The organism is Aquincola tertiaricarbonis (assembly GCF_023573145.1).
GTDB classification, from domain to species: domain Bacteria; phylum Pseudomonadota; class Gammaproteobacteria; order Burkholderiales; family Burkholderiaceae_C; genus Aquincola; species Aquincola tertiaricarbonis_B.
On sequence record NZ_CP097636.1, the window covers coordinates 3440975 to 3455791 of the forward strand.

14 protein-coding genes are annotated in these 14817 nt (G+C 69.3%); 3 read left to right on the plus strand and 11 right to left on the minus strand.

Annotated elements, in window-relative coordinates; all coding sequences use genetic code 11:
• Positions 1-6: 6 nt before the first annotated feature.
• Together MW290_RS30305 and fba are read right to left on the minus strand one after the other, a co-directional pair.
• Positions 7-909 (minus strand): phosphoribosylaminoimidazolesuccinocarboxamide synthase, encoded by a 903-nt coding sequence (locus MW290_RS30305; protein WP_250198060.1) that lies wholly within the window; start codon positions 907-909, stop codon positions 7-9.
• A gap of 66 nt (positions 910-975) precedes the next feature.
• Positions 976-2040, minus strand: a complete 1065-nt coding sequence (fba, locus tag MW290_RS30310; protein ID WP_250198061.1) for a class II fructose-bisphosphate aldolase — start codon at positions 2038-2040, stop codon at positions 976-978.
• 232 nt (positions 2041-2272) lie between these two features.
• Here fba and MW290_RS30315 point away from each other — a divergent pair, with 232 nt between their 5' ends.
• On the plus strand, positions 2273-3031 hold the full coding sequence (locus tag MW290_RS30315) for a DUF481 domain-containing protein (protein WP_250198062.1): 759 nt from the start codon (positions 2273-2275) through the stop codon (positions 3029-3031).
• On the opposite strand, the gene pyk is transcribed toward MW290_RS30315, so the two are convergent.
• The 9 genes from pyk to def form a co-directional block, all read right to left on the minus strand.
• The gene (gene pyk / locus MW290_RS30320) at positions 3028-4458 is read right to left on the minus strand and encodes a pyruvate kinase (protein WP_250198063.1); all 1431 of its coding nucleotides are present in this window, start codon (positions 4456-4458) and stop codon (positions 3028-3030) included. The genes MW290_RS30315 and pyk overlap by 4 nt on opposite strands.
• A 36-nt stretch (positions 4459-4494) precedes the next feature.
• A complete protein-coding gene (locus tag MW290_RS30325) occupies positions 4495-6813 on the minus strand; it encodes an NADP-dependent malic enzyme (RefSeq protein WP_250198064.1) in 2319 nt (772 codons plus the stop codon).
• Between the two features lie 161 nt (positions 6814-6974).
• A complete protein-coding gene (locus MW290_RS30330) occupies positions 6975-8162 on the minus strand; it encodes a phosphoglycerate kinase (protein WP_250198065.1) in 1188 nt (395 codons plus the stop codon).
• A 62-nt stretch (positions 8163-8224) separates the two neighbouring features.
• Positions 8225-8554 (minus strand): branched-chain amino acid transport AzlD family protein, encoded by a 330-nt coding sequence (locus MW290_RS30335; RefSeq protein ID WP_250198066.1) that lies wholly within the window; start codon positions 8552-8554, stop codon positions 8225-8227.
• Positions 8551-9309, minus strand: coding sequence for an AzlC family ABC transporter permease (locus MW290_RS30340; protein ID WP_250198067.1), 759 nt, complete (start codon positions 9307-9309; stop codon positions 8551-8553). Before MW290_RS30340 ends, MW290_RS30335 begins: the two co-directional genes overlap by 4 nt.
• A gap of 33 nt (positions 9310-9342) precedes the next feature.
• Positions 9343-9741: a hypothetical protein gene (locus tag MW290_RS30345; RefSeq protein ID WP_250198068.1), complete on the minus strand. Its 399-nt coding sequence runs from the start codon at positions 9739-9741 to the stop codon at positions 9343-9345.
• 73 nt (positions 9742-9814) lie between these two features.
• Positions 9815-10657 carry a zinc metalloprotease HtpX gene (gene htpX / locus MW290_RS30350; RefSeq protein WP_250198069.1) on the minus strand — a complete coding sequence of 281 codons (843 nt, stop codon included), beginning with the start codon at positions 10655-10657 and terminating at the stop codon, positions 9815-9817.
• 67 nt (positions 10658-10724) lie between these two features.
• Positions 10725-11699 (minus strand): methionyl-tRNA formyltransferase, encoded by a 975-nt coding sequence (gene fmt / locus MW290_RS30355; protein WP_250200140.1) that lies wholly within the window; start codon positions 11697-11699, stop codon positions 10725-10727.
• A gap of 11 nt (positions 11700-11710) precedes the next feature.
• Positions 11711-12220 carry a peptide deformylase gene (gene def / locus MW290_RS30360; protein WP_250198070.1) on the minus strand — a complete coding sequence of 170 codons (510 nt, stop codon included), beginning with the start codon at positions 12218-12220 and terminating at the stop codon, positions 11711-11713.
• A 239-nt stretch (positions 12221-12459) separates the two neighbouring features.
• Here def and MW290_RS30365 point away from each other — a divergent pair, with 239 nt between their 5' ends.
• A complete protein-coding gene (locus MW290_RS30365; RefSeq protein WP_250198071.1) occupies positions 12460-13650 on the plus strand; it encodes a LysM peptidoglycan-binding domain-containing protein in 1191 nt (396 codons plus the stop codon).
• Positions 13651-13660: 10 nt separating this feature from the next.
• Positions 13661-14776 carry a DNA-processing protein DprA gene (gene dprA / locus MW290_RS30370; protein ID WP_250198072.1) on the plus strand — a complete coding sequence of 372 codons (1116 nt, stop codon included), beginning with the start codon at positions 13661-13663 and terminating at the stop codon, positions 14774-14776.
• Positions 14777-14817: the final 41 nt, after the last annotated feature.

The window sequence follows — 14817 nt, forward strand, 5'->3', positions numbered from 1 at the left end:
CTGCCCTCAGCCCGCTTCGACGAGACGCCGCAAGGCTTCCTGGTACTTGTCGGCGGTCTTGGCCACCACGTCGGCCGGCAGCGCGGGCGCCGGCGCGGTCTTGCCCCAGGGGCGGCCATCGACCTGGGCCTGCTCCAGCCAGTCGCGCACGAACTGCTTGTCGTAGCTGGGCGGGTTGACGCCTTCGACGTAGCTCTCCACCGGCCAGTAGCGCGAGGAGTCGGGCGTCAGCACCTCGTCCATCAGCGTCAGCGTGCCGTCTTCGTCCAGGCCGAACTCGAACTTGGTGTCGGCGATGATGATGCCCTTGGTCAGGGCGTAGGCCGCCGCCTCGGTGTACAGGCTGATGGCGATGCGGCGCACCGCCTCGGCGCGGTCGCGGCCCACCACCTCGACCATCTTCTCGAAAGAGATGTTCTCGTCGTGGTCGCCCATCTCGGCCTTGGTGGCCGGGGTGAAGATGGGCTCGGGCAGGCGGCTGGCGTTCTTCAGGCCGGCGGGCAGCTTGACGCCGCAGACTTCGCCGGTCTTCTGGTATTCGGCCCAGCCGCTGCCGGCCAGATAGCCGCGCACCACGGCTTCGATGGGCAGCGGCTTCAGGCGCTTGACCAGCATCGAGCGGCCCTTGACCTGCGCCACCTCGGCGGGCGCCACCACGCTTTCCGGCGCTTCGCCGGTCAGGTGGTTGGGCACGATGTCCTTGAGCCGGTCGAACCAGAACAGCGCCATGCGCGTGAGCAGTTCGCCCTTGCCCGGGATCGGCTCGCCCATGATGACGTCGAAGGCCGAGAGGCGGTCGCTGGCCACCATCAGCAGCCGGTCGTCGCCCACCGCGTAGTTGTCGCGGACCTTGCCCCGGGCAAGCAGGGGCAGCGAGGTGATCGACGACGTGTGCAGGGCGGCTGTCATGGCTCGGCGGGCCCGGTACGGGCCGGTGTGAGAAAAGCCCGCGATTCTATCGGCGGGCCTGCCCCATCAGACGACGGTTTGCGCCAGCTTGCCGGCCGCGTAGGCGGCGGCCATGTCGGTCAGCGACTGGCCCTTGATCTTGCCGGCCTGGCCTTCGCAGCCGAACTCGAGGTAGCGCTGCTTGCAGATCTGCTTGGCGGCTTCACGCGCGGGCTTGAGCCATTCGCGGGCGTCGAACTTGTCCGGGTTCTCGGCCATGAACTTGCGCACCGCACCGGTCATCGCCAGGCGGATGTCGGTGTCGATGTTGATCTTGCGCACGCCGAACTTGATGGCTTCCTGGATTTCCTCGACGGGCACGCCGTAGGTTTCCTTCATCTTGCCGCCGTACTGGTTGATGATGGCCAGCAGGTCTTCCGGCACCGACGAGGAGCCGTGCATCACCAGGTGGGTGTTGGGGATGCGGGCGTGGATTTCCTTGACGCGGCTGATGGCCAGGATGTCGCCGGTGGGCTTGCGCGAGAACTTGTAGGCGCCGTGGCTGGTGCCGATGGCGATCGCCAGCGCGTCCAGCTGGGTGGCCTTGACGAAGACGGCGGCTTCTTCGGGGTCGGTCAGCATCTGGCTGTGGTCCAGCTTGCCTTCGGCGCCGATGCCGTCTTCCTCGCCGGCTTCGCCGGTTTCGAGGTTGCCCAGGCAGCCCAGCTCACCTTCGACGGTGACGCCCACCTTGTGCGCCATGTCGACCACACGGCGGGTGACATCGACGTTGTAGTCGAACGAAGCCGGGGTCTTGCCGTCTTCCATCAGCGAGCCGTCCATCATCACCGAGCCGAAGCCCAGCTGGATGGCGCCTTCGCAGACCTTGGGGCTGGTGCCGTGGTCCTGGTGCATGACCAGCGGGATGTGCGGGTACATCTCGGCCGCGGCCTGGATCAGGTGCTTGATGAAGGGCTCGCCGGCGTACTTGCGGGCACCGGCGCTGGCCTGCAGGATGACCGGCGCGCCGACTTCGTCCGCCGCCGACATCACGGCCTGGACCTGCTCGAGGTTGTTGACGTTGAACGCCGGGATTCCGTAGCCGTTTTCGGCCGCGTGGTCCAACAGCTGGCGCATCGAAACGAGAGGCATGGCAACTTCCTGGGAAGAGTGGGTGATGCTGTGGGAGGACGCGGGGCCGGGTGGGCGCAGCGCTCCGATGTGAAGGATTTTACGGTCCGAAGGCGGGGATGTACCTCCGTCGTAACCGGGGGTGCGCAAGCAATTGCTGCAGTGCGGGATCGGCGCTTGCCAACGAAGCGGCTCCTACCACCCCGAGGGGTTACAGACCCCGCCCACGCTGAAGGACCGACTGATGCCGCCGATGCGACTTGCCCTTGCCGCCGCCTGCCTGACCACCACGCTGGCGCCGCTCAGCGCCCTTGCGCAGGTGACCGTCAAGAACGACGGCCAGTGGCGCGCCCTGTTCACCGCGGGCGCCAGTCTCTCGTCCGGCAACAGCGACGCCACCAGCATCAACCTCAGCGGCGAGGCCGTCAAGGCCACGACCCAGGACAAGCTGACGCTCAATGCGAAGGCGCTGTACGTGAAGAACGACGGCGCCGAATCGGACAACCGCCTGTCGGCCGGCACGCACTACCAGCGCGACCTGAACACCCGCTGGTTCGGCTTCGGCCAGTTCGATGCGCTGCGTGACGAGCCAGCCAACCTGTCGTCGCGCGCATCCATCGGCGCTGGCGCCGGCTACCACGTGATCCGGCGCGACGACCTCACCTTCGATATCTCGACCGGCCTGGGCTACTCGCGCGAGCGCTACGTGGAGCCTGAAGTGGTGGACGGCAGCGAGCGGGATTCGTACAGCAACACCGAGCTGATCCTGGCCGAAGAGTCGAGCCACCGCTTCACCGATACCACCACCTTCCGCCAGAAGCTGACGCTGCTGCCCAACCTGCGCAACAACGACCAATACCGCGCGGTGTTCGACGCCAGCCTGTCGGTGGCGATGACCAGCCGCCTGGCCCTGACGGCCAGCGTCTCGCACCGCTACGACAGCGACCCGGGCCCCGGGCTGAAGAAGGGCGACACGCTGTTCATCACCGGCGTGTCGTTCCGCCTCGACTAACCCACTCTGCAAACTTTCAGCATGTTGGTGCCGCCGGGATAACCCATCGGCTCGCCGCAGGTGATGGCGTAGGTGTCGCCCGGCATCAGCACGCCACGCTCGATGAGCAGGGCCTCGGCCTTTTCCAGCGCCGCATCGCGGTCGGTGAAGGTGGGCATGATCATCGGCTGCACGTTGCGGTACAGCGCCATGCGGCGCTCGCTGGTGGCCTGGCTGGTCAGGCCGTAGATCGGCGTGTGGATGCGGTGACGGCTCATCCACAGCGCGGTCGAGCCGCTTTCGGTCAGCGCCAGGATCGCCTTGCAGCCCAGGTGGTGCGCGGTGAACAGCGCGCCCATCGCGATCGACTGGTCGATGCGGCCGAAGCGCTTGTTGCTGAAGTCGGCGTCCAGCCGCACGTCCTCGGCACGTTCGGCCTCGAAGGCGATGGCGGCCATCTGCTCGATGGTTTCCACCGGGTAGCGACCGGCGGCCGTCTCGGCGCTGAGCATCACCGCGTCGGTGCCGTCCAGCACCGCGTTGGCCACGTCGCTCACCTCGGCGCGGGTGGGCACCGGGTTGACGATCATGCTCTCCATCATCTGCGTGGCGGTGATGGCCACCTTGTCCATCTCGCGGGCCATCTTGATCATGCGCTTTTGCAGCGCCGGCACCGCCGCGTTGCCCACTTCCACCGCCAGGTCGCCACGCGCCACCATGATGCCGTCGCTGGCCTTGAGGATCTGCTCCAGCACCGGGATGGCTTCGCTGCGCTCGATCTTGGCGATCATCGCGGGCTTGTGGCGCCACGGCTCGCCGGCCATGTTGGCCAGCTGGCGCGCCATTTCCATGTCGGTGGCGTTCTTGGGGAAGCTCACCGCCACGTACTCGCACTGGAAGCTCATCGCCGTCTTGATGTCTTCCATGTCCTTGCCGGTCAGCGCCGGCGCGGTCAGGCCACCGCCCTGCTTGTTGATGCCCTTGTTGTTGGACAGCTCGCCGCCGATGCGCACGATGGTGTGCACCTGGTCGCCGTGCACGCCCTCCACGTCCAGCACCAGCAGGCCGTCGTTGAGCAGCAGCACGTCGCCGGGCTTCACGTCGCGCGGCAGTTCCTTGTAGTCCAGGCCCACGCGCTCGTTGGTGCCCAGCTCGGTGGTGCCGCCGTCCAGCACGAAGCGCTGGCCGGGCACCAGCTCGGTCTTGCCGCCTTCGAACTTGCCGACGCGGATCTTCGGGCCCTGCAGGTCGGCCATCACGGCCACGGCCTTGCCGACGCGCCGCGCCACCTCACGCACCATCGCGGCCCGGTCGATGTGGTCCTGCGCCTTGCCGTGCGAGAAGTTCAGCCGCACCACGTCCACGCCGGCGCGGATCATCCGCTCCAGCACTTCGGGTGAGGAAGAGGCAGGGCCCAGCGTGGCAACGATCTTGGTTTGACGGTTCATGTGAGGTGGATCGGGGTCGGTTGGGTCTAGGTCGGCTCAGGCGGCAGCGGCAGCCTGCGCCGCCACGTCGGCCACCACCAGCGCCGTCATGTTGACGATGCGGCGCACGGTGGCCGAAGGGGTGAGGATGTGCACCGGGCGGGCGGCACCCAGCAGCACCGGGCCCACGGTCACGCCATTGCCGCTGGTGACCTTGAGCACGTTGAACAGGATGTGCGCCGCGTCGATGTTGGGCAGCAGCAGCAGGTTGGCTTCGCCGGTGAGCTGGTTCTCGGGCAGGAAGCGGCCGCGGATGTCTTCCGACAGCGCAGCATCGCCATGCAGCTCGCCTTCGCACTCGATCTCGGGATGCTTCTCGCGGAACAGCGCTGCGGCCCGGCGCATGCGCTTGGCCGAAGCCCGCGTGCTGGAGCCGAACATCGAGTGCGACAGGAAGGCCGCCTTGGGCGTCACGCCGAAGCGGCGCAGCTCGTCGGCCGCCATCGAGGCGATCTCGGCCAGGGCTTCGCTGCTCGGCTCTTCGTTCACGAAGGTGTCGGCGATGAACAGCATGCGGTTTTCCAGCAGTACCGCGTTCATCGTGGCGAAGGTGTTGGCACCGGGTGCACGGCCGATCAGGTCGCGCACGTGGTCCAGGTGCTGCTCGAAGCGGCCCACCAGGCCGCACAGCATCGCGTCGGCATCACCGCGGCGCACCATCATCGCGGCGATCAGCGTGTTGGAGCGGCGCACCGCGGCCTTGGCCATGTCGGGCGTGACGCCCTCGCGGCCCATCAGGCGCTGGTAGTCCTCCCAGTAGGCGCGGTAGCGGTTGTCGTTCTCGGGATCGACCACCTCCACGTTGACGCCAGGCTTGATCCGCAGGCCGGCACGCTCGATGCGCATCGCGATGACGGCCGGGCGGCCGATCAGGATGGGACGGGCCAGGCCTTCGTCCAGCACGATCTGCACCGCCCGCAGGGTGCGCTCGTCTTCACCTTCGGCGTAGGCCACGCGGGCGGGCTGCGCCTTGGCGGCGGCGAACACCGGGCGCATCACCATGCCGGTCTGGTAGACGAAGCGGGTGAGCGACTGGCGGTAGGCCTCGATGTCGGCGATGGGCCGGGTGGCCACGCCGCTGGCGGCCGCAGCTTCGGCCACGGCCGGCGCGATGCGCAGGATCAGCCGCGAATCGAAGGGCTTGGGAATGATGTATTCGGGGCCGAAGTGCAGTTCCTGGCCCGGGTAGGCGGCGGCCACCTCGTCGCTGATCTCGGCCTTGGCCAGCGCGGCGATCTCGCGCACGCAGGCCAGCTTCATCTCTTCGGTGATGCGGGTGGCCCCGCAATCCAGCGCACCCCGGAAGATGTACGGGAAGCACAGCACGTTGTTCACCTGGTTCGGATAGTCCGAACGGCCGGTGGCGATGATGCAGTCGGGCCGCGCAGCCAGCGCAAGCTCGGGGCGGATCTCCGGCTCGGGGTTGGCCAGCGCCAGGATCAGCGGCTTGGGGCCCATGCTGCTCACCATCTCGGGCGTCAGCACGCCGGCGGCCGAGCAGCCCAGGAACACGTCGCAGCCCTTGACCACGTCGGCCAGCGTGCGGGCGTTGGTCTTCTGGCAGTAGCGCTGCTTGCTTTCGTCGAGCTTGCCGTTGCGCGCGTCTTCACGCTCGCTCTGGATGACGCCGCGCGAATCGACCACGAAGATGTTGTCGCGCGGCACGCCCAGGCCCACCATCACGTCCAGGCAGGCGATGGCGGCGGCGCCGGCACCGGAGGCCACCAGCTTGACTTCGCTGAGCTTCTTGCCCACCAGTTCCAGGCCGTTGAGCAGCGCAGCGCCCGAGATGATGGCCGTGCCGTGCTGGTCGTCGTGGAAGACCGGGATCTTCATCCGGTCCTTCAGCGCCTTCTCGATGTAGAAGCACTCGGGGGCCTTGATGTCCTCGAGGTTGATGCCGCCGAGCGTGGGCTCCAGCGCGGCGATGATCTCGATCAGCTTGTCCGGGTCCTTCTCGGCCAGCTCGATGTCGAACACGTCGATGCCGGCGAACTTCTTGAAGAGGCAGCCCTTGCCTTCCATCACCGGCTTGGCGGCCAGCGGGCCGATGTCGCCCAGGCCCAGCACCGCTGTGCCGTTGGTGACCACGCCCACCAGGTTGCCGCGCGAGGTGAATTCAGCAGCGGCGTTCGGGTCTTCCTCGATCGCCAGGCACGGGTAGGCCACCCCGGGCGAATAGGCCAGCGACAGGTCGCGCTGGTTCAGCAGCGCCTTGGTCGGCGTGACCGAGATCTTGCCGCGCGAAGGGGCGCGGTGGTATTCGAAGGCGGCGTCACGCAATGCCTGTTCAGCCGGGGAAAGTTCTTTAGCCATGGGGTCTCCTGGGATCTCTGCGCAAAGTCGTTGCAAGCTTCACGCAAGGTTCGCAGCGTACTGCGGAACGCGAGGCGCCCGCCCGCATTCCCGCTGCGAATTTTTGATATGCCGTCCCGGGCCACGCCACGTACTGCTGCGACCCACCCCGGGCCGCGCCGTCAGCCGGCGGCGCGCTTTTGCAGAATCTCGAACGCGGGCAGCGTCTTGCCTTCCAGCACTTCCAGGAAGGCGCCGCCGCCGGTGGAGATGTAGCCGACCTTGACGTCGTACTTGGCGATCGCCGCCAGCGTGTCGCCACCACCGGCGATGCTGAAGGCGCTGCTCTCGCTGATGGCCTTGGCCACCGTCTCGGTGCCCTTGGCGAAGGCATCGAACTCGAACACGCCCACCGGACCGTTCCAGACGATGGTGCCGGCGGCCTTGAGCTGCTGCGCCAGCAGTTCGGCGGTCTGGGGGCCGATGTCCAGGATCAGGTCGTCGTCGGCCACGTCGGTGGCGGCCTTCACGGTGGCCGGCGCATCGGCTGCGAAGGCCTTGGCCGTCACCACGTCCACCGGGATGGGCACGGCCGCGCCGCGCGCCTTCATCGATTCGATCACCGCCTTGGCCTCGCCGATCAGGTCGGGCTCGGCCAGGCTCTTGCCGATCTTCAGGCCGGCGGCCAGCATGAAGGTATTGGCGATGCCGCCGCCGACGATCAGGCCGTCCACGTTCTTGGACAGCGCCTGCAGGATGGTGAGCTTGGTGCTGACCTTGGAGCCGGCCACGATGGCCACCAGCGGCCGCTTGGGGCTGGCCAGCGCCTGGGTGATGGCGTCGATCTCGGCCGCCAGCAGCGGGCCGGCGCAGGCCACCTTGGCGTACTGCGCGATGCCGTAGGTGCTGGCTTCGGCGCGGTGCGCGGTGCCGAAGGCGTCGTGCACGAAGATGTCGCACAGCGCCGCCATCTTGCGCGCCAGCTCTTCGCTGTTCTTCTTCTCGCCCTTGTTGACGCGGCAGTTCTCCAGCAGCACCACGCTGCCGGGCTTCACGTCCACGCCGTCCACCCAGTCGGCCACCAGCGGCACTTCGCGGCCCAGCAGCTCGCCCAGGCGCTGGGCCACCGGCGCCAGCGAATCCTCGGGTTTGAAGGCGCCTTCGGTGGGGCGGCCCAGGTGCGAGGTGACCATCACCGCCGCGCCGGCGTCGAGCGCCATCTGGATGCAGGGCACCGAAGCGCGCACGCGCGTGTCCTCGGTGATGCGGCCGTCGTCATCCTGCGGCACGTTCAGGTCGGCGCGGATGAAGACACGTTGGCCGGCGACGCGGCCTTGCTCGATGAGATCGGAGAAGCGGATGACGTTCATGGGGCCCTCGGTCTGAAGGCCGCGATTCTAGGAGCGCCGCCCCCGCCATCAGGGGGCGCCGGTTACCAGCCGAGAACGAAACGCAGCGCCAGCATCACCGCGGTGCCCACGACGATGGTGCCCAGCATGCCGCGGCGCCACCAGAAATACAGCGCGCCGGCCAGGGCGCCGAACACCCGTGCGTCGCGCCAGGTGTGGATCAGCTCCCCCTGCGTGATCAACAGTTCGGGCACCACCACGGCGGCCATGGCCGCCAGCGGCGCGTAACGCAGCCCCTCGCGCAGCCAGGCCGGGATGGGCACTTCCTTGTCGGGGAACAGGAAGAACGAGCGCGTGATCACGGTGATGGCGCCCAGGCCGATGATGGTGAGGATGGTTTCCCAGGTGCTCATCGCGCGCCCCCCGGCGTCTTGCGCGGCTGCAGGTGTTCCAGCATCACGCCCATGGCCACCGCAGCGGCGATGGCGATGACGATGTTCAGCCGCAGCGGCAGGGCATAGGCCGCCACCGCCGCAGCGCCGGCCACGCCCGCCGCCACCCAGGTGGAAAAGCTGCCCAGCATCGTGCCCATGAGCGCCACCAGCGCCATGGTGCCGGCGAAGGCCAGGCCCCATTCGGTGGGAATCTGGTCGGCCAGCACGATGCCGGCGATCGAGGGCACCTGCCAACTCACCCAGTTGCAGGCGACGCCGCCCCAGAAGTAGGGCAGCTGGTCAGGCCCCGGCTTGGGCTCCGGGAAACGGCGCATGAACACCACGTAGTTCAGGTCGGCCGTGAAGTAACCCAACACCAACCGCAGGCGCCGCGGCAGATGGCCGAAGTAAGGCCGCCACTGGGTGCTGAAGACGACGAAGCGCAGGTTGATGCACAGCGCGGTGGCCCACACCACCCAGATCGGCGCGCCAGCGGCGATCAGCGGCAGCGAGGCCAGCTGCGCACTGCCGGCGAACACCACCAGCGACATGAAAAGCGCCATCGGCACGCCCAGACCGCTCTTGGCCATGGCCACGCCGGCCACCAGGCCCCAGGCGGCCAGACCCGGCGCGATTTCCAGCATCTCGACCAGCCCGCGGCGAAAGGCCGGGTGGCGCCAGGTGGGCAGCGGCGCTGCGGACGGACGCGCGCTGCCGTTGGAAGGGGAAGTCATTGGCGCCATTGTCGGCGCCCGCCGGGGCCGCCGTCAGGCGTCGCCCTTATCGCCCTTGCGGCCCTTGGCCGGCTTGTCGGTCTTTTCGGCGTGCTGGTCGCCGTGAGCCTCGGCGCCTTCCTCGGTGGCCGAGGCGGGCTTGGCGGGCGGTTCGGCGCGGGCGATCTGCGGGGTCACCGGCTCGATCTGGTTCTCGCGCATGTAGTCGTTCATCTCGCGCCAGCCGGCAAACACCGCGGCCTTGTCGGCCTTCTTGTTCAGCGTGTAGCAGTCTTCGATGGCGCGGGCCGCATGGCGGCAGGCGGCACCGATGGCCTTGCCCTCGGCTTCCTTGCGCTGGGCCTGCAGCTCGGGCGTCTCGATGCCCAGGCGCTCACAGCCGGCCAGGGCCAGGGCGGCGAGCAGCATCCAGGAGGCAAGGGAGCGGGGCATGGCGGTGGGCGCGACACGGTGAGGGCAGACCCTTCCGTTTTCGGCCCACCCCGGGCCGACTTGAACGTAACGCTCAGCGTGCCATGGCCAGCAGGCGGGCCACCCGTTCCTCGGTGGAAGGGTGGGTGCTGAACAGGCCCCGCAGCCCGCCACCCGACAGCGGGTTCATGATCATCATCTGCGCCGTTGCCGGGTTGCGCTCGGTCGTCTCGAACGGAATGCCGCGGGCAAAGTTGTGGATCTTCTGCAGCGCACTGGCCAGCGCCTGCGGGTCGCCCGAGATCTCGGCGCCGCCGCGGTCGGCCTCGAACTCGCGGGCGCGGCTGATCGCCATCTGGATCAGGCTGGCCGCCAGCGGCGCCAGCAGCATCACCAGCAGGCCGGCGATCGGGTTGGCCGGCCGGCCTTCGCTGTCGCGACCGCCGAAGAACATCGCGAAGTTGGCCAGCATCGAGATGGCACCGGCCATGGTGGCGCTGATGGTGCTGATCAGGATGTCGCGGTGCTTCACGTGCGCCAGCTCGTGCGCCATCACGCCGCGCAGCTCGCGGTCGCTGAGCACGCGCAGGATGCCGGTGGTGGCGGCCACGGCCGCGTTGTCCGGGTTGCGGCCGGTGGCGAAGGCGTTGGGCGCGTCTTCCTCGATCAGGTACACACGCGGCATCGGCAGCTGGGCGCGCTGGGCCAGCTCGGCCACCATGCGGTAGAACTGCGGCGCGGTGGACTCATCCACCTCGCGGGCGTTGTACATCTTCAGCACCAGCTTGTCGCTGAACCAGTAGCTGAAGAAGTTCATGCCCAGTGCCACGATGAGCGCGATGGTCATCCCGCTGCGGCCGCCGATGAGGCCGCCGATGGCCACGAAGAGCGCCGTGATCGCCGCCATCAGCACGGCGGTTTTCAGCAGATTGAACATGGGGTCCGTCCTTTCGTCGTGCCCTGCGGCACCTTGGCTGCAGTAGATGCGGCCGACGGGCGGGAGTTCAATCGCCCGCGCCGGGCGCCGCCTGCAGGCACACGCCGGCCGCGATGGGCCGCGCCTGCAGCAGCGCCGTCGTCGGCTGGCGTTTGCCGCCCGGCCGCTGCAGCTGCAGCAGCGCCAGCGCCCCTTCGCCGCAGGCCACCACCAGCTCGCCCGCGTCGGCCGCCAGCACGGTGCCAGGCGCCGCGCCGGGCATGCCGGGGCGCAGCGCGGCCTGCCACAGCTTCAGCGTCTCGCCCGCATGCTCGAAGCTGGCGCCGGGGAACGGGTCGAAGGCGCGCACGCGGCGGGCGATCACCTCGGCCGGCAGGCGCCAGTCGATGGCGGCTTCGGCCTTCTCGATCTTGTGCGCGTAGGTCACCCCTTCGGCCGGCTGCGGCGTGCGCTGCAGGCCACCGCAGGCCGCGGCTTCCAGGGCTTCGACGATCAGCCGGCCGCCTAGCGCGGCCAGGCGGTCGTGCAGCGTGGCGGTGGTGTCGTCGGGGGCGATGGCGACGCGCTCTTCCATCAGCATGTCGCCGGTGTCCAGGCCGGCGTCCATCTGCATGATGGTGATGCCGGTGTCGGCGTCACCCGCCTCGATGGCGCGGTGGATCGGCGCCGCGCCGCGCCAGCGCGGCAGCAGCGAGGCATGGATGTTCAGGCAGCCCAGGCGCGGCAGGTCGAGCACCCATTGCGGCAGGATGAGGCCATAGGCCGCCACCACCAGCACGTCCAGCGCGGCGTCGCGCAGCGCCTGCTCGCCCATGCGGGCTTCGTCGGGGTATTTGCCGTCCAGCTTCAGGCTGCGGGGCTGGGCCACGGGCATGGCGTGGGCCAGCGCGTACTGCTTGACGGGCGAAGCCTGCAGCTTCATGCCGCGGCCGGCCGGGCGGTCGGGTTGGGTAAGCACCAGCGGCACGCTGAAACCCGCCTCGTGCAGCCGGGCCAGTGCCGCCTGCGCGAATTCGGGCGTGCCGGCAAAGCCGACGCGCAAGGTCGCGCCGGTCACCGCTCCTCTTCCCGCGTCTTCTTGAGCATCTTGCTCTTGATGCGGTTGCGCTTGAGGGGGCTGAGGTACTCGACGAACACCTTGCCCATCAGGTGGTCCATCTCGTGCTGCACGCACACGGCGGTCAGGCCCTCGGCCTCGAATTCATACGGCTGGCCGTCGCGGCCCAGCGCCCGCACCTTCACGCGGGCATGGCGCTCCACCTTGTCGTAGATGCTGGGCACCGACAGGCAGCCTTCGTCGCCCACCATCATCTCGGCGCTGCGCTCGATGATCTCGGGGTTGATCAGCACCCGCGGCTGGTCGTGCGTCTCGGAGGTGTCCATCACGATCACCCGCTCGTGCACGTCCACCTGGGTGGCGGCCAGGCCCACGCCGTCCGAGGCGCGCATCGTCTCCAGCATGTCGTCGGCCAGCTGGCGGATGCGGTCGTCCACCTCCTTGACCGGCTTGGCGACGGTATGCAGGCGGGGATCGGGGTAGCGAAGGATGGGAAGCAAGGCCATGGAAGGGGTGCGTGATCGCCGGGTGGCGCAGCCCGGTGCGGCTGCTTTGCGCAAGGTGCCACAAATGGGCACTTTCGTTGCGATATCAAGGGTCTATGGGCACAATCTGCGGCAACATGTGAGCATTTCCGCGGCCCGGTCAAGGCCACGTTCGCTGGTGCAGTCGCAGACCGTTCGGCAACCCGTGATTTTGCACCGTCGGTTTCGGTCGTGATGCAAGTCCCCGGAGATCCCCCTTCATGATTCGTCGCTCCCTGCGCCCGCGTCCTGCCGGCCCTCTTGCCGGAGCCGTCCGCGTCGGCGCCGGCCTGTTGGCACTGGCGGCGGCCGCCACGGCCACGGCCCAGGCCACGCTGCCGGTCACGCCCGCCCAGCGCAGCACCGCCCAGCAGGTCGCCCAGCAAGGCGTGCCGTTCGAGGAACTGGCCCCCGACGCACCCGACTCCTACACCGTCAAGTCCGGTGATACGCTGTGGCGCATCTCCGGCCTGTTCCTGCGCAAGCCCTGGCGCTGGCCCGAGCTGTGGGGCATGAACCTGGCCGACATCCGCAACCCGCACCTGATCTACCCCGGCCAGGTGCTGTGGCTGGACCGCAGCGGCGACCGCGCGCGCCTGCGCCTGGGCCAGCCGGTGGGTGGCGGCAGCAACGCCACCGTCAAGCTGTCGCCCCGCGTGCGCAGCGGCCCGGTGGGCAACGACGCCATCTCGTCGGTGCCGCTGCACCTGATCGCGCCCTTCCTGAACGAGGCGGTGGTGTTCAACACCGACGAGCTGGGCGGCGCCCCGCGCGTGGTGGCCGCGCCCGAGGGCCGGGTGCTGATGTCGCGCGGCGAGCTGGCCTACGTGCGCGGCGACCTGGGCGGCCTGCGCGATTGGCGCCTGTTCCGCGAGACCAAGCCGCTGCGCGACCCCGAGACGCAGGAAGTGCTGGGCCATGAGGCGCGGTTCGTCGGCACCGCCGAGTTCGTGCGCCCCGGCGACACGGTGGCCACCGCCGACGGCAAGGCCCAGGTGGTGCCGGCCACGGTGCGCATCATCAGCAACCGCGAGGAAGTGGGCATCGGCGATCGCCTCGCGCCGGTGCCTTCGCGCGACTTCAGCAGCTATGCGCCGCATGCGCCGGCCAACCCGGTCAACGGCCGCATCATCGCCATCTACGGCGACGCCCTGAGCGCGGGCCAGAACCAGATCGTCTCGCTGAACCGCGGCTCGGCCGACGGCATGGAGCGTGGCCATGTGCTGTCGCTGTGGCAGCGCGGTGCCACCACGGTGGACCGCAGCGACCCCGACCGCGCCGTGATGCAGCTGCCCGACGAGCGCAACGGGCTGCTGTTCGTGTTCAGCGTGTTCGACCGCGTGTCGTACGCGCTGATCCTCCAGGTGCAGGCGCCCGTCCGGGCCGGCGATCGTTTCACCCAGCCCGACTAGGCGCTGCGCCATGACCGACCCGAATGAAGTCGGGGCGTGGCTGAGGTTGACGGCCGGAGAAGGATTGGGTCGCGCCAAGGCGCGCAAGCTGCTGGCGGCGTTCGGCAGCCCGCAGGCAGTGCTGCAGGCGGGTGAAGCCGCCATTGCCCAGGTGGCCGGGCCGGCCGCGGGCGCCTTGCTGGCGGCCGAGCCCGACGGCTTCCACACCGACCTGCTGACGCGCACGCTGGCCTGGCTGGCGCAAGGCGAAGGCCGCCAGATCGTCACGCTGGGCGATGCAGCCTACCCACCGGCGCTGTTGCAGGCGGCCGACCCGCCGCTGCTGCTCTACGCGCACGGGCGCATCGAACTGCTGCAGCGCGAGGCGGTCGCCATCGTCGGCAGCCGCAACCCGACCGCGCAAGGCCTGGACAACGCCCGCGCCTTCGGCCGGGCGCTGAGCGAAGCGGGCTGGACGGTGGTGTCCGGCCTGGCGCTGGGCATCGACGGCGCGGCGCATGAGGGCGCGCTGGGCGGCGCCGGCAGCACCGTCGCGGTGGTGGGCACCGGGCTGGACCGCATCTACCCCAGCCGGCACGAAGCCTTGACCCGCCGCATCGCCCGCGAGGGGCTGCTGCTGTCGGAGTTCGCGCTGGGCGCGCCACCGCTGGCCGAGCACTTTCCGATGCGCAACCGCATCATCGCCGGTCTGGCCCGCGGCACGCTGGTGGTGGAAGCGGCGCTGCGCTCGGGCTCGTTGATCACCGCCCGGCTGGCGCTGGAGGCGGGCCGCGACGTCTTCGCGATCCCCGGCTCCATCCACGCGGTGCAGTCCCGCGGCTGCCATGCGCTCTTGAAGCAAGGCGCCAAGCTGGTGGAGCAGGTGGACGACGTGCTGGAGGAACTGGGCGGCAGGGCACGGGTGCCGACGCCCGAAGCCGATGCAGACATGGCGGCCGTCGCCGGCGAAGGCGAATCGGACCCTGTGCTGGCCGCTCTCGGCCACGACCCCGCCACGCTGGACGCGCTGATCGCCCGCTGCGGCTGGCCGGCGCCGCAGCTGCAGGCCCGTCTGCTGGAGCTGGAGCTCGACGGCCAGGTGGTGCGCCTGCCGGGTGGTCTGTTCCAGCGCCGCGGCCTGGCCTGATACCCGTTTCGGGCAGCCCGGCACACACGCCGGAAAGGCCG